A 19,481-nucleotide genomic window follows, 5' to 3' on the forward strand; every position below is an offset into this window, starting at 1 on the left:
AAAAATGCACACCATGTCCGTCTATCGACATGGTGTGCATTACTTATTGCTTTTATCATCTAGAAGTTTACATAGTTTCTAGGGTTAGTAGAATTACTCTTTGATGCATTCCAAGAACCTTCATGTAATTCAAAATGCAAGTGTGGTCCGGTGGAATTACCAGTTGTACCCATCAGACCAAGTTGTGTCCCTTTACTTACAGATTGACCGGTGCTTACATTACGGTTTTGCATATGGGCATAAACAGTTGTGTATACTTGTCCATCAATATAGTGTGTAATAAATACAACATTTCCATAACTGCTAGAATAATAGGATTTTAATACTGTACCGGAAGCAGCCGCTACAACTGGTCTTCCGTTCCCTCCAATATCAATCCCTGGATGTTGGCTTCCCCCGCGGGGACCATATCCAGAAGTAACAGGGCCGCTGGCTGGACGCATGAAATTACTACTAGAAGCGACTGGCGCAGGTGTTGGCTCTGGAGCAGGTGAACTGCTTGCACTTACGCTGTTAGAGTTAGAGCTAGAGCCAGAGTCGGAGTCGGAGTTAGCGTCAGAACTGCCAGCTTGTGCTTCTTTGGCTGCAGCAGCTTCTCTTTGTCTTTCAAGTTCACGCTGTCTTTCCAGCTCCTGTTGTCTCTCAATCTCTGCTTGGATTTGTGACTGTTCACTTTTTGCATTTTCAATTGCCTGTTGTATCGTTGCTTCCTGATTACTCAATATCGATTGTTCTTCTTCTAGATCCATTTTATGCTTGTGAAGCTGTTCATGCTGAAGTTCAAGATCAGCCATCAGCTCTTCTTTTTCTGCTAATTTCCCATCAAGTTCCTGCTTAATAGCATCTAATTCTTGTTTCTGTTTCTCTAATTCCTGCTTTTGCTTCTCTAATTCTTGCTTTCTTTCTTCTACTTCAACTTTCTTTTCCTCTAGCAGTTTTTTCTCAGCCATATGGGTATCCATGATATCTTTGTCCTGGTCCATAATCGTTGTTACTGCAGATGCGCGATCAATGAAATCCCCAAAGTTTTGGGAGCCCATAATTACTTCTAAATATTTAATGTCTCCACCGCTTTGCTGCATAGCACGTAAACGCTCTGTTAAAAGCTCTTCTCTTTTCTCAATACGTTTCTTGAGTGCTTTTATTTCTTCTTCCAACTTTTTGATCTCTGCTTCATTTCTCTGAATGGCTTCTTCATTTTTTTTAATCTCGTCTTCTTTAGCGCGAAGTTTTTCTTGAGTCTCTGATAGTTCCTTATCAATTGAAGCGATCTGAGACTCTGTTTCTGACTGCTCTTCTTCATTCTCTGAAATTTTACTTTGAGTTTCTTCTTTCTTCTCTGAAATCTCACCTTGCTGTTCATTTACACTGCCTTGTTCACCTTGTAAGTCATTTAACTTGTCTTTCACGTTATCTAGTTCTGAATTGGCCAATACACTTCCCGTTGTGGATAGTAGGGACCCTGCTACGAATAAAACCGCAAACATTGCTGTGTTTATCTTTTTCATCGAATCCTTTCTCCTCCCCATATCTTATACTTTTAAGAATTTACGAACACTCATTACGCTTCCCCAAACGCCAATGAAGGCCCCAATTGCCAAAATAATTCCTGATAGCTGCAAGGCAAATGGATAAAATGGCAGCAGTTCAATAAATTCAAATTGAATCTTATCTCGCAAGTTGAAATAAAGATAATAATACCCTGTACCTACCGCAGCAATTGGAATAATTGATCCAAGGACACCTAATAGCAGTCCCTCGATAAAAAACGGCCAACGGATAAACGAATTCGTTGCTCCAACCAGTTTCATAATTCCAATTTCCTTGCGTCGAGCGATAATTGTTATTTTGATCGTATTTGAAATAAGAAAGATAGCTGTAAAGACAAGTCCAATAATTAATGCCAGTCCGATTGTTCTTGCATATTGGTTAAACTGGAAAATCTGCTGAGCGACTTCTTCACCGTAATCTACCTGATACACATGCTCCATCTGTTCTATTTCTTCCGCTATATCAACCGCATCTATAAGGTTTTCCGGTTTAATAACAAACGCGTCATTTAAAGGGTTACTTTGTTTAAATAATTCAAAAGCTTGTCCCTTATCACCAAGACTATCAATCAGTTGATTTAATTCTTCTTCTTTTGAAGAAAAAGAAATCGCTCCAACTTCAGAAATGTCCTCAATTTGTTCCCTTAGATTAGTAATTTGCTCCTCTGAAGCTGTCAGCTCAAGTAAGACTTTAACTTCTACATCATCTTCAATATTTGACGCGATCTCGTTCAAATTAAGCATGAGTGCCAAAAAAACACCGACAAGCAACAGTGTTGTCGTCACAGCTCCAATCGCGGAAACAGTCATCCATCCGTTACGCCAAACACTTTTACTTCCTTCACGTGTGTGTCTGCCGAGGGTTCTAAATTTCATAGCCGTATTCCCCCCGTGCTTCATCCCTTACGATTTGCCCATCCTCAATTGCAATCACACGTCTGCGTATGGTGTTTACAATCTCTTGACTATGAGTAGCCATAAGAACTGTAGTCCCATTTCCGTTAATTTCCTCTAGGATGTGCATGATTTCCCATGAGGTATCAGGATCCAAGTTCCCCGTGGGTTCGTCTGCAATGAGCAGTTTCGGATGATTGACAATTGCACGTGCGATCGATACTCTCTGTTGCTCTCCCCCAGACAATTCATCGGGAATAAACCGAGCCTTATTTTTCAAACGCACTTGATCCAGAACGTCCATAACGCGACGTCGAATTTGATTTGGAGATTCTTCAATAACCTCTAAAGCAAATGCGACGTTTTCATAAACGGTTAATCTGGGAAGTAATCGAAAATCTTGGTAAACTACACCAATATTTCGGCGTAAATATGGAACTTTCCGCTCTTTAATCGTTGCTAAATTATAATCGTTAACAATAACTGACCCTTCACTTGGCTTTTCTTCACGGAACATCAACTTCGTAAAAGTTGACTTCCCTGCACCACTTGGACCAACTATATAAACAAATTCCCCTTGATCAATATGTACATCGACTCCATTTAAAGCCGTAACACCATTAGGATAAGTCTTGTAGACTCCCTTCATTTCTATCATATTGCTTCACCTTAACTCCTTAATTGTTGTCACTCTAAGCTGCCATTTCTTCAATCAATGTAACGTACAAGTCACAGTCCTCGTTCATTATAACATCTAATTTCGATATTATTAGACATAAAATTATTACATTTATATTTCAAGAATATCGTGATATAGATAAAATTCGTCAAATCTTTTAAAAATCCTGCCGGCTTTTGGAGAGCTGATAACCGTTAAAATACCGTGATATCAGAGATATTTCCGATAGTGGGAAAATACATAATGTGAAATTCTGATTTGCAATTTTAAAAAAATGGCATACAGCCGCTAAAAAACCCGACTGAATTTCAGTCGGGTTCATTAAGTATAAAGATTCTTATTTCTTTGCTGCTAACCAGTTGGCCAAGTTTTCAACATTTTCCACGTTTCCACCTTGGGCCGGCATTTGGCCTTTACCATTTTTAATAATATCAGCAATTTCATCTGCAGAATATTTAGATCCAACTTGAGTTAGGTTAGGGCCTACTGCTCCTGTAAGATCCCCGCCGTGACAACTGGCACAGCTTTGCTCATAAGCTTGCTCTGCTGCTTGAGTATCAACGTCTCCACCAGCTTGCTCCTGACTCGTTGAACCTCCCCCGTTATCTCCTCCGCCAGTGTCAGTCCCTTCATCACCGCCTCCGCCTCCACAGGCACCTAAGACTAATGCTGTTCCAAACAATGCTGTTAACAATTTCTTATTCATTCTTGTACCTCCTTGTAGATAAAAATAGCCATGATAGTTTTTAGTATAACCCATTTAAATTGCTTTAAAACCATTTTCTTCTAAAGATTTCCTTCTAGGGACAACACATATAGCTAAAACCTAATAAGATCTGTTTATAGTGTAACCATCTTTATAATTTTGATGCTTCTTTTTCAACAAATTCTTGAAGACCTCGTTACGCATATCCTTCCTCGACCATATACTGAATTGTCGGCTTGTCCACAATTGTAAGTATTTCTTTCGGCATCGCTTTCGTGGCAGGAAAGAAGGGGTTTAGGTTGCGCGATTGAGCCGCTATTTAGTTTTATTCGTGACTTTCTCATTATTTCCGCGAAGAAAGTTTCATATTCAAACGCAAAAACGAAAATCCCTTGTCTAAGCATGACAAGGGGAACGATTAATTCATTTTAGATCGTAAATAAGCATTTATAAATTTATCGAGTTCACCGTCCATGACAGCCTGGGAGTTCCCATTTTCTACATTCGTACGGTGGTCCTTTACCATCGAATAAGGATGAAAAACGTAAGAACGAATTTGACTGCCCCAGCCGATTTCTTTCTGCTCGCCACGGATGTCGTCAATCTCAGCTTGCTGGCGCTCGATTTCCAACTGGTAGAGCTTAGACTTTAACATCTTCATTGCCTGCTCACGGTTTTTAATTTGAGAACGCTCGGACTGACAAGTAACCACCGTGTTTGTTGGGAGGTGAGTGATTCGAACAGCTGAATCTGTCGTGTTGACATGCTGCCCGCCCGCCCCGCTTGAACGGTAAGTATCAATCTTCAAGTCCTCTGTCCGCACATCAATTTCAATTTCATCATTAAATTCTGGCATGGTTTCACACGACACAAATGAAGTGTGACGGCGGCCGGAAGAATCAAATGGCGAGATACGCACGAGGCGGTGTACTCCCTTTTCAGCCTTCAAATAACCGTATGCGTTGTGGCCTTTAATGAGTAAGGTAACACTTTTCACTCCCGCTTCATCTCCAGCAAGATAATCCATCGTTTGTACGGAGAATCCTTTTTTCTCGGCCCACCTTGTGTACATACGCAAAAGCATGCTTGCCCAGTCTTGAGACTCGGTCCCACCTGCGCCTGGGTGCAGTTCGAGGATCGCATTGTTTTTATCGTAAGGTTCACTTAACAAAATGTTGAGTTCAAATTGATTTAAGTCAGATGTCAATTTTCCAACTTGCTCTTCAAGTTCTGCACGAAGATCTTCATCCTCTTCTTCTTTAACCAACTCATAAGACACTTCAAGGTTCTCATGGGTTTCCTCGTGATCCTCAAGGGTATGGACCAGTCCCTTCAAAGCATTTACTTCATTAATCACCGTTTGAGCGGTATCCTGGTCATCCCAAAATCCGGGTTCAGTCATTTGTTCTTCAAGCTCAGCAATGCGTATCTTCTTTTGATCGGCGTCAAAGAGACCCCCTGAAATCAGCTAACTGCTTAGCTGTATTATCTAACTCGTGGCGAATTTCTGCCATATCCATCTAGATCACTCCTATTAATGTTCGTTAAACACAAGGCAAGACACTCCCAAGCAGAGAGTGCCTCAATATCCTATTACTTTCCGTGACAGTTTTTGTATTTCTTACCACTGCCGCATGGGCAAGGATCATTCCGCCCAACAGTATCTTTCTTCACATAAGGCGATTTCTTTTTACTTTCTTTACTTTCTTCACCGCTACTGCTGGAAACAGCTTTTGCTCCCTGAGCCACTTCCTCACGCTGCAAGTTGCTTCTAATTTGAGCTTTCATGACATAGCGTGCGACTTCTTCATCAATCGTTTTGACCATCTTTTCAAACATACTAAAGCCTTCAAATTGATATTCACGCAATGGATCGTTTTGACCGTAGGCACGCAAATGAATCCCTTGACGGAGCTGGTCCATTTGATCGATATGGTCCATCCATTTTTGGTCGACAGAACGAAGCAAGATAACCTTTTCGAATTCTCTCATTTGTTCTTCTGAGAGTTCTTCCTCTTTCTCGTCATAGCGCATCTTCACTTTTTCCAAAATAAGCTCTTGCATTTCCTCAGGCTCTTTCCCTTTCAGGTCACTTACCGTAATGTCACCTTCGTCAAGAAGATTGGCACGAAGATACTCAACAATAGCTGCATGATCCCAGTTTTCATCTTCTTCATCTGCCGTATGGACTTGAACGGTTTCTACAACTGTACGCTCAATCATCTGTTCAATAATCTCACGCAAGTTATCTGAAGTCAGCACTTCATAACGCTGCTTATAGATCACTTCACGCTGCTGACGAAGTACATCATCATAAGAAAGCACTGTTTTACGTGCGTCAAAGTTATTGCCCTCCACTCGTTTTTGAGCAGATTCAACAGCACGGGAAATCATTTTACTTTCAATTGGCTGGGAATCATCCATACCTAGACGTTCCATCATGCCCCGCATATTATCTGAAGCGAAGCGGCGCATTAACTCATCGTCCGTGGCTAGATAAAATTGCGACATACCAGGATCACCTTGACGTCCTGAACGACCACGAAGCTGGTTATCGATCCGACGAGACTCGTGTCGCTCTGTACCGATAACAGCAAGACCTCCGGCTTCAATAACGCCTTCTCCTAGTTTAATGTCTGTACCACGTCCAGCCATGTTCGTTGCAATAGTAACCGCACTTTTTTGACCAGCATTTTCAATGATCTCTGCTTCACGGAAGTGGTTCTTCGCGTTTAACACATTGTGCGGCACTTTCGCTTTTGTTAAATAACGTGAAATGATCTCAGACGTTTCAACAGCAACTGTACCGACAAGCACAGGCTGTCCATTTTGGTAACGTTCTTTAATATCCTCGACAACAGCTTTGAATTTCCCATCCATTGTTTTATAGACGAGATCTGCCTTATCATCACGAACGATCGGCTTGTTCGTCGGAATCATGACAACCCGCATATTATAAATGTTCATGAATTCTTCTTCTTCCGTTTTCGCTGTACCCGTCATACCAGATAGTTTTTCATACATACGGAAAAGGTTTTGGAAGGTAATCGATGCTAAGGTCATGCTTTCATTTTGAATCTGAAGGCCTTCTTTTGCTTCGATCGATTGGTGCAAACCATCACTATAACGGCGGCCTTTCATAAGGCGCCCGGTGAATTGGTCAACGATCACCACTTCACCCTCATCGACGACATAATCGGTGTCACGATGCATAGTTACGTGAGCTTTTAATGACTGATTAATGTGGTGAATCAGTGAGACATTGGATAAGTCAAACAAGTTTTCAATCTTGAAAAACTTCTCAGCCTTATTAATTCCTTCTTCCGTCAATTGAACATTTTTCGTTTTTTCATCATAGGTAAAGTCTTCTTCACTACTAAGCAATCGAACGAACGAATTCGCCGATTGGTAGAGATCAGCTGATTTCGAAGCCGTACCGGATATAATGAGCGGTGTACGGGCTTCATCAATTAAAATCGAGTCAACCTCATCAATGATGGCAAAATGGAGCGGACGTTGAACCATCTGCTCTTTATATAAAACCATATTGTCGCGCAAATAATCGAAACCGAATTCATTGTTTGTTCCATAGGTAATATCAGCAGCATAGGCTTCACGTTTCTCATCCTTAGACAATCCATTCGTGTTAAGACCGACTGTCAGTCCAAGAAACTTATAAAGCTCACCCATTTCTGTGGCGTCACGGCTTGCCAAATAGTCATTGACCGTTATAATGTGAACACCTTTGCCTGTAATTGCATTAAGATAGGCAGGCATGGTAGAGGCTAAGGTCTTCCCTTCCCCTGTCTTCATCTCGGCAATATTTCCTTCATGTAAGGCATTTCCACCTATAAGCTGAACCGTAAACGGGCGCATATTAAGCACACGTTTAGAACCTTCACGAACGACCGCAAAGGCTTCGACTAACATATCATCCAGTTTTTCGCCTTTTTCATAGCGTTGTTTAAATTCATTTGTTTTCTCTCTTAACCCATCATCTGAAAGCTGTTCCATATCAGATTCTAGGGCATCAATTTGCTCAGCTATCTTTCCCAGACGCTTGAGTTGACGTGTATTATCATCACCAAATATTTTCTTTAAAGTTCCAAGCATTGCAACCGCTCCTCTATTGATTTCCAATCTTCGGTTGAGTAGTATAATCCATTCTTTATCATAACACTAAGGGAAGCAGGCTGACAACAAACAGGCCATGCGTAGAGCGCCTTACTAAAGTACAGATGCTGGACCAGCTTCACTTACATAACAGACGAATAGACAATCCGGGGATGGATTGTCTATTTGGAGGAGGCGATTAAGAGGTAGAAGAGGTAACAAAACGAGGTTGTCGCTCACGAATAAGCTCATGCGTTATGCCTAGTTGTCTTTGATCGAGATCATAAACACGGCGATTCGTGGCACCGATTATTTCAACAAGCTGGGCAATGGTTTCTTCCTGTTGCCGCATCTTTTGGTAAAGATGAGCACAGTCCGAGCACATATAAGTATTTTTCATTGGTTCGCCTCCCTGGCAGGTATGATACAACTTAGTTATAACACCTCTTATATAGGAAGGAAAATGCATGGTTATCCACTTCAATTAATCTTTTGATTTCATAAAACGAGTTTTTACGACTTAAAAAATCATTTCTCATCGATAATGGAAAAACTAAATGTAAGTAATTAGTGCTTTTCCCACAAAAAATAGAGCTTTGATGAACGTCCGTAATCACATACGTACTATAACAAAGGAACAGCAGCCCCATATTTACGGGACTGCTGTTCCTTTAAGATAACTTATCAAGTTTCGATTAAGCCGTAACGACCATCTCGACGTTTATAAACTATGTTCGTTTCGTCTGTTAAAGAGTTGGTAAACACATAGAATGCGTGTCCAAGCATATCCATCTGAAGTGCGGCTTCTTCACTATCCATTGGCTTAAGATCGAAGCGCTTCGTTCTTACAATTTCAATATCAGATTCATCTTCTACTGCAAGCTGTTGCTGTTGTGCTTCCCTTTCCAGTTCAGCAAAGACGTATTTAGGAGCACCTTCTTGTCGAGATTTTCGGTTGACTTTCGTTTTATGCTTTCGGATTTGTCTTTCAAGTTTATCCACCACAAGGTCGATGGCAGCGTATAAGTCAGTATTGTGTTCCTCTGCACGAAGAAGCAAGTTCTTCATCGGAATTGTTACCTCAATGGTCTGCTCATCATTATAGACACTTAAATTTACGTGAACTTCTGAAGTTAGCGGAGTGTCAAAATAGCGTTCAAGCTTGCTCACCTTTTTCTCCACATATTCCTTTATGGAATCCGTCACCTCAAGATTTTCACCACGAATGTTGTAATTCATTACAAGTGTCCTCCTTTCATCCTTATGTGTTTATATTCTACCATACCCTGCCTCATTCCTGCATAAACTTTCGGAATTTTTTGACGAAATGGTGTCAGGGAATGCTGAAACCTAGTAGATCATTGCAGAATAGAGCTTAATCAGTGCATGATAAGTGTTTTTTCGACACCAACAAACGAATTCAAACTCGATTACGGCAGAATATTTCTTTCAAAAAAGGGGGATTTTTAATAAAAAAAGAGGCACCTTGTTTTATATAAAACGAGGCGCTTCTACTCACTCAATGGGCTGTATAGGGATTAATGAATGACTGCATCCGGGAACGCCAGTTTTCATAAACAGGAATGACCTCCTGAATAAGTAATTGGCGCTTTTCTTGATTGGTTCCTAGTGTGAACCATTTCTCAAGCAGCTTGACGATATCGTGAAACTCGTTCACAAGCTCTCTTGTACGCGCTTCTTCTTGAAGAAGTTCAAGAAGACTTTCATGTGTATGACTTATTTGTTGAAACGCAACTAGTATATCTTCAAACACCTGCTGGACTTGCGGTAATGCTTCTTTCTCTAAATTATTTTCTAAGTATTCGAATCCCTCACTAATAACCGCTAACAATTGTTTATATTCTTGGAGCATGTGATGTTGGGCAGCTGTTAATTCTGACATAATCGTCTCCTACTATTTTTTGTGATCCATAAACATCCCATCATATGCCGAAACACTTTGATAGGGGTTCGTATAACGCTGCTTGCTGGATTTCTGCTTTTTCATGTTGCGTAAATCGACCTTCAGATCGTTTAACAAAAATTCAAGCTTTTGATTCAATGTCGGTTCTCGTTTGATAATTCTTTCGATCACCGCTTGCTCCTCTGAAGTTTGAGGCTGTGGAAGCTTTGTTAAAAACTGTTCCCGCTGATCCAAGAGCTTCTCCACTTCTTCTAAAACATCCTTCCGGTTCTGATCTGTTACCTTTTGATGAACCGTTTCATCAAGCTGGGCAGTAACCAAGGCGAACTGTTCCCACATAGTCACTACGCATTCCCGCCTGCCCCGTGCTGGGCTTTTCTCGTTTGCAAAATAACTTCCTTCCACGTATCACGGAATTCAGTAACGAGACCTTCTACTTCATCAAGGATCGCGCTATCGTTTTGACTGTTCGCTTCCATCAGCCGACGGTTCATATAATCATAAAGGGGAAGGACCTCTTTTGATACAGCATAATCCTGATTCATTGTCAGCATTAGCTCTCGAATGATGGCCTGAGCTTTTTGGATCGAGGCATTCTTTTGTTCGATGGAACCATTGCTTATCGCTTTCTTCGCTGAACGAATGAACTTAATGCATCCATTGTATAACATAAGCGTAAGCTCTCCTGGGGAAGCTGTTTCTACTGAATTATTTTGGTAGGCTTGAATCGACATCTACCCGACACTCCTTTTGAAAAATGTTAGCCAAAGTTTGACATCAAAAAGGCGGACTGAGAGTTTAATTGCTGAATAGCTTGTTCCATTTGGCCAAATTGTGACCAATAACGGTCCTCAATTTGAACAAGACGATCCTCAAACGCCTCCATCCGATCTTCCATATCTTCAAGTCGCCGGCCCAGCATGTACGTTTCTTCGGTACTCGTTGGTTTACCGGCTTTACGCTCAATGGTTTGACGGGTGTCAGCGATCGTCTCTTCCAACTTATCAATAATCCCTTTACTTCCTGTTTCACTGTTTCCTGCAAATAACTCTTGGACAGCCTTTGGGTCTTCCCTTAGAGCCTCTCGCAGCTCGTCTTCCGTAATCAAAAGCTTGCCACCATCTAAATAGTTGGCACTCGTTTTAATCCCAACTTGCGACAACTGTGTATATTCTCCACCAGTATCAACCGTGCCGTACCAATTGGAACGCATTTCAAATAAGGCATTCTGGATCGTAGAATCATTACGAAGCATCCCGCTTTTTGCTTTTTCTTCCCAAAGTTCAATCTCCCGTTCTTCCAAATCCTCTTTTTGTTTCTCAGTGAGAGGAGGAAAATCACGATACCGTTTCTCTGATACTTGTTCATTCAAACTCTCAATAACTTTATTATACTTGTCTACAAACTTCGTGATGTTCTCAACAGCACTGTCAATATTGTTCGATACATTTACATTGACTGCCGTATCCATCACCGCATGAAAGTTAAAGGTGACACCGTTTAATGTATAATTATTATCATGAGTTGTAATTTCTAAAGAGCCATTGTATTTGAATGCAGCATCCTGCCCGCCTTTTTCATTCAGCTTCCAAGTCCCAGAAGAATTATCACCATTTTTTATTCCTAAAGTATTAGAAAGAAATCCTGCAGTAGTACTATCAAAACCGATCTCGGCCCCTAGAAACTGAGAGTTGTCCGTATTGTAATCACCTGTTTGTGTGCGTTCAATCATAATCTTATCCGCACTACTGTCATAAAAAGCTCGTAAGCCTAAATCAGAATTACTAATCTCATCTAACACTTCATTTAAGGACTGTTCCATATCGATAGAGAACGTTTGTGTGGAAGGACCATCTTCTCCATAGGTTGTAATAGTGAAGTCACCCCCATCAAAACCATTGGCAAACTTACTTTCTTCCGACGACAATGAGGCTGTTGGATCAATTTGTTCGCCCGCTTTCGATAGCCTTGTCTCACTCAAATTATAAGCCGCTGTGGCCATCTGGGTCACTTGAACATTGTAATTCCCTTCCCCAGCGCCTGCAGAAGCCTCCGCACTAATTGCTGAAGATGGTGACGTAACCTCTTTCGATTGATAGGTTTTTGATAGATTCATATCAAGTGTCATACTATCTAACTCAAAAAGCTGCTTATTGACGTCACGATAGGCATCACGCTGCCATTCCGTCCACGTTTTATCTTGTTCCATTTTATTCAAAGGCTGGCGTTCTGCTCTCATTAAATCGTTCACAAGCTTATCAATATCCATCCCGGATGCCAAACCGCCTATCCGCATATCACTCATATGTTCACCTTCTAATCTTTTATCGTCAACACATCTATTTTTCTTTATATCGGCAATAGTTGAACAGAGTTGAATACATAATAAGAAAAAATCGGGTTAAGTTCGAATCACTCGGCATTTAGTCAGAATGATTTCAAATCAGGGAAGAATCTTTTTCCATTTCGTAAAAATCCTCTGACGTTAGGTTAGAACCAAGCATGGTGCGGATAGAATCCGCTTACTTTTAGTAAGAAAAACAATTGACACCACTGTCAACAAATCTGTATAATTTAATACAATGTTTAAAGCCGACTTTTTTGATAGGAATTATAGTCATAAGGGGGTAGTTCGTTGTTTTTACAAATGAATCATGTTGGAAAAACCTTTACCGATCAAGATCAGCAATCGTCCTTTGAAGTTTTTTCCGATATTGACTTAAGTATATCCGAAAACCAATTCGTATCCATCCTAGGGCCTTCAGGATGTGGGAAATCGACACTATTGTCTATGGTCGCAGGACTCGAGAAGGCTACAGAGGGCACCATCACCTTGCAAGAAAAAGAAATAAAGCAAGCCGGACCCGACCGCGGTATGGTTTTCCAGCAGCCTTCCTTATTTCCCTGGCTCAATGTCCGCGACAACGTCACCTTCCCATTAAAAGGAACAATGAGTAAAAAAGCAGCCAACGACCGTGCCAATCACTTCTTAAAAATGGTTCACTTAAGCCGTTTCAAGCAAAGCTTCACCTATGAACTCTCAGGAGGGATGCAGCAGCGTGTCGCCATTGCCCGGGCACTAGCTATGGACCCTAAAGTTTTGCTAATGGATGAACCATTTGGTGCCCTCGATGAACAAACACGCCATATCCTGCACGATGAGTTAATAAAAATTTGGCAAGAAACACAAAAAACCATTCTCTTCGTTACACACAGCATCCAAGAAGCTATCAAACTATCAGATCGTGTCGTCGTTATGGGAACGCGCCCCGGACGAATCATCGCCGATTTTACAATAGATATACCTAGACCAAGAAAACGAGATAATAAAGAAATCATCGAACTTGAGAAGAGAGTCATGGATTTGCTTGAAGGCGAAATTAACAAAGTCTTAAAGGAAGAGCTATCAAATGAAATTGAATATAGTCGTTAAACGTGTATTATTTTTAGTCGCAATCATCGGATTATGGCAGCTGATTTATTCAGCAAATGTGTTTGAAGATATTATTTTCCCATCACCAAATCAAGTTTGGACAGCATTATATGAAGGATTCGCAAGTGGAGACCTTGTCGAAGCGTTAGGAGCAAGCTTTAAGCATTTGCTCTCTGGAATGTCAATGGCGATCTTGTTTGGCACGATCGTTGGGGTCATTTTTGGAAAATCAAAACAGGCAGATGAAACCGCTGGAATGTACTTAATCGCCCTGCAAAGTATCCCAAGTATCGTCTGGGTACCGCTTGCCATTATGCTCTTTGGCTTCACAGAATTTGCCGTCATTTTCGTCGTCGTTTTAGGAGGAACATTCGTTATGGCCTTAAACGTCCGATCAGCCATTCATAATGTCCCCCCTCACCTCGTAAGGGCAGCCAGAACAATGGGAACAAAAGGATTCCGCTTATTTTACCTTGTTGAAGTCCCAGCAAGTATCCCATACTTCATGTCAGGTGTTCGACTCGCCTGGGCCTTCAGTTGGCGCGCCTTAATGGCCGGGGAATTACTCAGTAACGGACCGGGCTTAGGCTATTCACTGAGATACGCACAAGATTATGCCCGTATGGATCAAGTCATTGGCATTATTATTATCATCGGAGTGATAGGCGCCGTCGTCGATCAGCTCGTATTTTCCAAGTTAGAGAAAAATGTTATGAAACGATGGGGTTTAGCAAAATAAAGAAAGGATGAATGTACATGAAGAAATTTTTATCAATTATGACACTCATTACACTTAGTCTCATATTAGCTGCCTGTGGAAGCAGCGAGCAAGAAGCAAGTGGAGACGGATCAAAAGAAATTACCATCGGATACTTCCCAAACATTAACCACGTTGCCGGCATGGTAGCCGAAGAACAAGACCTCTATTCAGAAACGCTGCCAGATGGAACAAAAGTAAACTACAAATACTTCCCTGATGGCTCAGCATTCATGACGGCTGTCGAAACAGGCGAAGTACAAGGCGGCCTCGTCGGACCAGGCCCAGCCATGAACCACTTTACAAGCGGCGCGAAGATTAACGTCGTAGCTGCAGGATCAACCGGCGGAACCGTGATTATGGCCAGAAAAGGCGCCAACATCGAAACACCCGAAGACTTAAAAGGAAAAACTTTCATCTCCCCACGCGTCGGCTGTACACATGACGTCCAATTCGAAACCATGATGATGGAAGAATACGACATCACCTCTGACCGCATTGATGGAACAATGAAACACGTCACAGGAAAACCAGCCACCTATCACAGCATGTTTAACGCAGGAAACGTCGATGCAGCCACAGTCCCTGAACCATGGGCATCTGTTATCGAAGCACAAGGCAGCGGCGAAGTTCTCGTAGATACACCTGAAGTCGCTTATGGCGAAACATTACCAGCCGCCGTGTTTGTAACATCCCAAGACTTAGTCAAAAATAACCCAGACATGGTGCAAAGCATCGTAGACGCCCATAAGAAAGCAACAGAGTTTATTAAAGACAATCCAGAAGAAGCGAAAACCATCGCGATTGATAAGATTAAAGAGATCACTGATCAAGAGCTATCTAAATCCGTCATTGACAATGCATGGGAACGTATCGATTTCACTTATGACATTGACGGAAATACACTGCAGGATTTTGCGAATTCTTCTTATGAGCTTGAGTTTTTGAAGAAGAAGCCTGATTTAGAAGGGCTAGTGGATACGAGTTTTATTAAATAATAGATAAAGCCAGCCGGGAGCGGCTGGCTTTTTGTTTATGAAAAAAAATAGGTTTGTTTTACTCTATTAAGTTGAACTTTTCCTAGTCCCCTTGTCCAATGTCTCTTGAGTCTTTGCTTTACGCTTTTTCAAAGCCTCAATCTTCTTCTTAGTAATTGAGTCTCTCACTTTAGAAGGTGTATTCGGTCTTACATAAACACCATCCTTCACAGTTTCTTCCAACCGTCGTGCATTCTCTAGATCAAGGAATTCTGTTTTCAAGGCTATCTCTCCTAAAAATAGGTGTCTACTAAAGCCTTAGCCTCTTTAGTTTCAATAACCACCTGCCTCTCCCTAGGATTCAACATCTTCGCTCCGATGAATGAGACTATATTTCTATATCCTGGAACCTCCGACCCCACTTGCATCATGAAAAGGAAGAAGTATCCCCTATACCGTTAAAACAAAAAGCCCACTCGTTTAGAATGGACTCTCGTTACTATAGTCAACTTATTATTAACAACAACTCTTAATTCTTACCAAGTTATTAATAAGGTGCCGCTGCCATTCCCAACAAAGATCCTAAAATAGCACCCGCTATTGCCATCACCATTAAAATAACACCATGGGTATCATTATTATTCTTGTACGTTAAAAAACCCATTATAAAGGCTCCGGCACCAAAAAGGATTGGGATAAAGAGTATAGAAATTCCAAAGAATACCCAACCCAAAATGATATAAGTCTTATGATTCTTTGATGGAACTTGGCTACTTGAATGGGAGTAATTGGTGACAGAAGTTTGAGGATGAGAATGTTGGCTTTCAGAACCTTGATCAGTATCAAGTTGTTTACCGCAACCTTGGCAAAAAGCATCATCATCCTTAATTTCATTTCCACATGTTGAACAATACACGTAACTCCCCCTATCTTGATGGCACATTCATCCATGTATATGAGTTCCATTGAACGAATATGCGACCTTAGGGTCACGAAAAAGAAAGTGGCTTACCTCAATAAAATATAGAATCTCTAAACCCTAGTATTAAAAGAAAGTTTCCATCGTAGAGCAAGCCTATCATAGGTGGTGACTATGAGGAGGCAATTTAACCTATCGGGGTCAGGCTCTCGAATTACTTCAATCTATATTCTTCAACATTTCTAATAGTCTGGAATGTATTTCATGAACATTTAGGATTACTTCGTCATTCTCCAATAAAGCATACAACTCTTCAAATAAATTAACAGGGATCACATTCCAATATAAAAGATATTGTATAGCCTCCCAATGGTCTATATTTTCATCTAGACTGACTCCATCATTTTGTAAGTAAATTTGTATAATCAACCAAGAAATTTGAATCTTTAAGTATTTTTCAACTAACTCCATCTCTTTCACCACCTTCTACATATCAAAAAGAAGACCCTAGCATAGCTAGAGTCTCCATATTGTAATCTAAATATTAACGTAATAACTGAAGTACACCTTGTGGTTGTTGATTTGCTTTTGCAAGCATTGCTTGAGAAGCTTGTGCAAGGATACTTTGTTTTGTTTGGTTCATCATTTCTTTCGCCATCGTGCGAACATTTATTTTCATAAATGACCAGACTATATCTTCACCCTCTAGCATTCTAGTAGGGGTCGGGCACTTCGGATTCACAATGTTGAACCTACATTGTGTCACCTACGGATTTCATCATCATAGCTTTCTCCTTAGATGGTTTATCCTAGTCGTTGAACCTTCTCCACTCTTTCAAGTCAGGAGCTTGGCTGCTGATCGCCCAATCCTTTCTTTTTTCACACCTTCACGCATGTCGTTTCCAACTACGTTGTGGTAAGAAAAGTTCTAAGGGGTTTCCAGCAATTCACCCGATAATGATCTCTAGCCGTTACCAGCTAGGACGACTGTGCTTAGCTTATACAGCTAAAGCATAATCTACGTCACGGATACGAGATTCCGCAGCAGTTAGGTTTTCTGATGACGTTCCAAGATTGTTAATTGTATGCTCCAAGCGATTTTGATATGAACCTAGTTTAGAACGCTCTCCAGAAACAGTTTCAATAGCATTGTTAATAGTAGTTATAGCTGTTGACGCTTTACCTGAACTTGTAATGTCTATAGCAGTTCCATTAGCATCACGAAGACCTAGAGCCTCAGATCTCATATCTTCAATTCCTACCAATAGGTTTTGACCACTGTTCGCGCCAATTTGAAGTGATAAGGATTTAGAAGCATCAGTCTGAGCTGCTTCTGCCTTATTAAAGGTAATAGTCACACTTTCACCAACGCCCATATCTGTCAAACCGCCAATTGAAACCGTATCACCTGTTCCAGTAATCGCAGCAGCTGCTTCAGTGTCAACATCCAACGCGAATCCTGTTCCAGCTGGGTCATCCACAACAAACTGTGTTTCTCCTGCCTCATTATTTACACGAGTGATTGTAATAGTACCTGAGGTATCTATTAAATCTGTATCTGTAGTACCTACTGTTATATCGGCTCTTGTATTACTTTGGATATCATAAGAACCTGTTTTGGCAGCTGATAGCCCTTCCTTATCACCGTTCAAGAGTTTTTGTGTATTAAATTCTGTAGTATTGCCAATTCTATCTATTTCAGAAGCTAATTGATCAACTTCTTTTTGTAGTTCTTTTCTATCCGCTTCAGTATTAGTATCACTAGAAGATTGTACAGCTAATTCACGCATACGTTGCAGTATACTATGTGTTTCATTCAGTGCGCCCTCAGCAGTTTGTATTAAACTTACGCCGTCTTGAGCATTCTTAGAAGCCATGTCTAAACCACGAATCTGCCCACGCATTTTTTCAGAAATTGCTAGACCTGCTGCATCATCAGAAGCATTGTTGATACGTAAACCTGAAGATAGTTTTTCCATTGATCCAGACATAGCATTGTTAGCTTGCCCTAACTGACGATACGTGTTAAGTGCCGCGATGTTGTGATTAATTCTCATTTTAATAATTCCTCCTTGAATAGGTCATCCCACGTCCTTGTGAGGTGCTGTTTTGTTTACAAAACAAAAGCCGGCCGACTTTGTAATGTGCTACATTACTTATATCGGACGACTTCCATAGGAGTTTAATCATTTTTTGAACTTTTTAACAGATCCAACAAATTCTCAGAGAACGTAGCCGCTTCCGTATTTTCACTCTGAATCGCAGCATAAACTTCCTGCCTATGTATCTCCACATGCTTCGGTGCATCAATACCCAGCTTCACTTGCCCGCCTTCAACGGAAACAACTTTCAACTCAATATCGTCACCAATGCGAATCGACTCCCCAGCCTTGCGATTAAGGACGAGCATGCTGTTCACCGCCTTCTTCGTGACCAAGAGAATGTCTAGTTTGATAGACTTCATCCACTAGAATCAACTGCTTTGCTTTTCCATTATTCACGTTAACAATAATAGGAGCCTGCAGGTTGATGGTAGATTCTTTAAATGGCTCCCTCAAAGTTACAACACTATAAACCACCACATCATCTGGCTTTCCAATCCCTAAATCAAGTTGCATTTGTTCGCCCAATTCAAATTCATACGCTTTATAAAATAAGTAAGGGCTCACAACAATCAAGGAAACACTCGGCTCCTCACAAGACTGCAGAGCATAGTAGACCCCAGTTTCATCAACAGGCAACAGCACAAATGAACGATAGCCCTCAAATCCCGGCAATCCTTGTTCAAAACGAATCTTTTCGTTCTCCTCTACCTCAACAATACCAAAATATTTCGTTTCAATCTTCATTTTTCATCCATCCTTTGTATTACACTTTCCAATCAATTTGAATGTCACCGTATTGTTTCATATAAATATCAACATTTCCCGACTGATAAGAAATTTCAGGTTCCCGGGGTTGCGCCTTAATAATGGGATCTTGAGGGTCAACGGAAATCTCAGCTTCACCTGGCACATAGTTAAAATCAACTAAATCATAAACTGGCCGCCCCCCAGGCTGCATCGTAAATTCAAACCCGGCATTCTGCTTCGCATGAGCCGCAATTGGATTACCACCGTCCTCGATCCGCATCAATTCATCCCCTTCACGAGAAACACGGGCAATGCCCTCTAACCAAATCTGTCTTGCTTCCCCAACTAACTCTTCCGTCCGTACAAGCACATTTTTCAAATCTAGGTTATGCCAGGCCTTCGTTTGATCAATCGTTAGTTTCCCTGGACGTTGGCGAATGGTCATGTCCGCTTTCGGCTGCTGGATCGACTGTTCGACTTTATGCTGACGAATCGTTTGTTTTCCTGTTTGAACATTTATTCCAATTCTAGCCTCTGTTGTGTGAATTTGAACCTTAGATATGGACATCCGCATCCCTCCTTATAAGGAAGTTCGATTAAAGTCGGCAAGTCCTGTCCTGTGCCAACACCGAACGTCTCCACTCTATAAAACGAGGCTGCCCCCTGAAGAGACAGCC

Annotated in this window: 23 protein-coding genes; 3 read left to right on the plus strand and 20 right to left on the minus strand. The window is 41.2% G+C overall.

Annotated elements, in window-relative coordinates; all coding sequences use genetic code 11:
• Positions 1-59: 59 nt before the first annotated feature.
• The 12 genes from MUO14_RS05330 to MUO14_RS05385 form a co-directional block, all read right to left on the minus strand.
• On the minus strand, positions 60-1,508 hold the full coding sequence (locus MUO14_RS05330) for a murein hydrolase activator EnvC family protein (RefSeq protein WP_244754041.1): 1,449 nt from the start codon (positions 1,506-1,508) through the stop codon (positions 60-62).
• A 24-nt stretch (positions 1,509-1,532) separates the two neighbouring features.
• Positions 1,533-2,426, minus strand: a complete 894-nt coding sequence (ftsX, locus tag MUO14_RS05335) for a permease-like cell division protein FtsX (RefSeq protein WP_244754042.1) — start codon at positions 2,424-2,426, stop codon at positions 1,533-1,535.
• A complete protein-coding gene (gene ftsE, locus MUO14_RS05340) occupies positions 2,416-3,102 on the minus strand; it encodes a cell division ATP-binding protein FtsE (protein ID WP_244754043.1) in 687 nt (228 codons plus the stop codon). Before ftsE ends, ftsX begins: the two co-directional genes overlap by 11 nt.
• A 358-nt stretch (positions 3,103-3,460) precedes the next feature.
• Positions 3,461-3,829 carry a cytochrome c551 gene (gene cccB, locus MUO14_RS05345; protein WP_244754044.1) on the minus strand — a complete coding sequence of 123 codons (369 nt, stop codon included), beginning with the start codon at positions 3,827-3,829 and terminating at the stop codon, positions 3,461-3,463.
• 418 nt (positions 3,830-4,247) lie between these two features.
• A protein-coding gene (gene prfB / locus MUO14_RS05350) for a peptide chain release factor 2 (RefSeq protein WP_244754045.1) occupies positions 4,248-5,349 on the minus strand; the annotation gives its coding sequence in 2 pieces (ribosomal slippage) (positions 4,248-5,276 and positions 5,278-5,349; 1,101 coding nt in all).
• A 73-nt stretch (positions 5,350-5,422) separates the two neighbouring features.
• Positions 5,423-7,942, minus strand: coding sequence for a preprotein translocase subunit SecA (gene secA, locus MUO14_RS05355; protein ID WP_244754046.1), 2,520 nt, complete (start codon positions 7,940-7,942; stop codon positions 5,423-5,425).
• Positions 7,943-8,141: 199 nt separating this feature from the next.
• Positions 8,142-8,342, minus strand: a complete 201-nt coding sequence (locus MUO14_RS05360; protein ID WP_244754047.1) for a hypothetical protein — start codon at positions 8,340-8,342, stop codon at positions 8,142-8,144.
• 284 nt (positions 8,343-8,626) lie between these two features.
• Positions 8,627-9,181 (minus strand): ribosome hibernation-promoting factor, HPF/YfiA family, encoded by a 555-nt coding sequence (hpf, locus tag MUO14_RS05365; RefSeq protein ID WP_244754048.1) that lies wholly within the window; start codon positions 9,179-9,181, stop codon positions 8,627-8,629.
• 280 nt (positions 9,182-9,461) lie between these two features.
• Complete coding sequence (locus tag MUO14_RS05370) at positions 9,462-9,845, minus strand: DUF8042 domain-containing protein (protein WP_244754049.1); 384 nt, start codon at positions 9,843-9,845, stop codon at positions 9,462-9,464.
• Between the two features lie 12 nt (positions 9,846-9,857).
• Positions 9,858-10,205 (minus strand): flagellar protein FliT, encoded by a 348-nt coding sequence (locus MUO14_RS05375; protein ID WP_244755478.1) that lies wholly within the window; start codon positions 10,203-10,205, stop codon positions 9,858-9,860.
• 5 nt (positions 10,206-10,210) lie between these two features.
• Positions 10,211-10,600 carry a flagellar export chaperone FliS gene (fliS, locus tag MUO14_RS05380; protein ID WP_244754050.1) on the minus strand — a complete coding sequence of 130 codons (390 nt, stop codon included), beginning with the start codon at positions 10,598-10,600 and terminating at the stop codon, positions 10,211-10,213.
• Between the two features lie 26 nt (positions 10,601-10,626).
• The gene (locus MUO14_RS05385; RefSeq protein ID WP_244754051.1) at positions 10,627-12,171 is read right to left on the minus strand and encodes a flagellar hook-associated protein 2; all 1,545 of its coding nucleotides are present in this window, start codon (positions 12,169-12,171) and stop codon (positions 10,627-10,629) included.
• 330 nt (positions 12,172-12,501) lie between these two features.
• Between MUO14_RS05385 and MUO14_RS05390 the strand changes: the two genes are divergently transcribed.
• The 3 genes from MUO14_RS05390 to MUO14_RS05400 are packed head-to-tail and all read left to right on the plus strand — an operon-like array spanning position 12,502 to position 15,054.
• Positions 12,502-13,299 (plus strand): ABC transporter ATP-binding protein, encoded by a 798-nt coding sequence (locus tag MUO14_RS05390; protein WP_244754052.1) that lies wholly within the window; start codon positions 12,502-12,504, stop codon positions 13,297-13,299.
• Positions 13,277-14,038 (plus strand): ABC transporter permease, encoded by a 762-nt coding sequence (locus tag MUO14_RS05395; RefSeq protein WP_244754053.1) that lies wholly within the window; start codon positions 13,277-13,279, stop codon positions 14,036-14,038. Before MUO14_RS05390 ends, MUO14_RS05395 begins: the two co-directional genes overlap by 23 nt.
• A gap of 17 nt (positions 14,039-14,055) precedes the next feature.
• Positions 14,056-15,054, plus strand: coding sequence for an ABC transporter substrate-binding protein (locus tag MUO14_RS05400; protein WP_244754054.1), 999 nt, complete (start codon positions 14,056-14,058; stop codon positions 15,052-15,054).
• 66 nt (positions 15,055-15,120) lie between these two features.
• On the opposite strand, the gene MUO14_RS05405 is transcribed toward MUO14_RS05400, so the two are convergent.
• The 8 genes from MUO14_RS05405 to MUO14_RS05440 form a co-directional block, all read right to left on the minus strand.
• Positions 15,121-15,315, minus strand: coding sequence for a hypothetical protein (locus MUO14_RS05405; RefSeq protein ID WP_244754055.1), 195 nt, complete (start codon positions 15,313-15,315; stop codon positions 15,121-15,123).
• Positions 15,316-15,580: 265 nt separating this feature from the next.
• A complete protein-coding gene (locus MUO14_RS05410) occupies positions 15,581-15,949 on the minus strand; it encodes a zinc-ribbon domain-containing protein (RefSeq protein ID WP_244754056.1) in 369 nt (122 codons plus the stop codon).
• A gap of 222 nt (positions 15,950-16,171) precedes the next feature.
• Positions 16,172-16,423, minus strand: coding sequence for a hypothetical protein (locus tag MUO14_RS05415; protein ID WP_244754057.1), 252 nt, complete (start codon positions 16,421-16,423; stop codon positions 16,172-16,174).
• Positions 16,424-16,496: 73 nt separating this feature from the next.
• Entirely contained in the window at positions 16,497-16,694 is a 198-nt protein-coding gene (locus MUO14_RS24700) for a flagellin (protein ID WP_396265808.1), read from the minus strand.
• A 256-nt stretch (positions 16,695-16,950) separates the two neighbouring features.
• Positions 16,951-18,009: a flagellin N-terminal helical domain-containing protein gene (locus tag MUO14_RS05425; RefSeq protein WP_304654214.1), complete on the minus strand. Its 1,059-nt coding sequence runs from the start codon at positions 18,007-18,009 to the stop codon at positions 16,951-16,953.
• A 125-nt stretch (positions 18,010-18,134) separates the two neighbouring features.
• On the minus strand, positions 18,135-18,362 hold the full coding sequence (gene csrA / locus MUO14_RS05430; protein WP_244754058.1) for a carbon storage regulator CsrA: 228 nt from the start codon (positions 18,360-18,362) through the stop codon (positions 18,135-18,137).
• Positions 18,349-18,801 carry a flagellar assembly protein FliW gene (gene fliW / locus MUO14_RS05435; RefSeq protein ID WP_244754059.1) on the minus strand — a complete coding sequence of 151 codons (453 nt, stop codon included), beginning with the start codon at positions 18,799-18,801 and terminating at the stop codon, positions 18,349-18,351. Before fliW ends, csrA begins: the two co-directional genes overlap by 14 nt.
• Positions 18,802-18,820: 19 nt before the next feature.
• Positions 18,821-19,372 (minus strand): DUF6470 family protein, encoded by a 552-nt coding sequence (locus tag MUO14_RS05440; RefSeq protein ID WP_244754060.1) that lies wholly within the window; start codon positions 19,370-19,372, stop codon positions 18,821-18,823.
• Positions 19,373-19,481: the final 109 nt, after the last annotated feature.

The sequence above is a fragment of the Halobacillus shinanisalinarum genome (assembly GCF_022919835.1).
Classification (GTDB): Bacteria; Bacillota; Bacilli; order Bacillales; family Halobacillaceae; genus Halobacillus_A; species Halobacillus_A shinanisalinarum.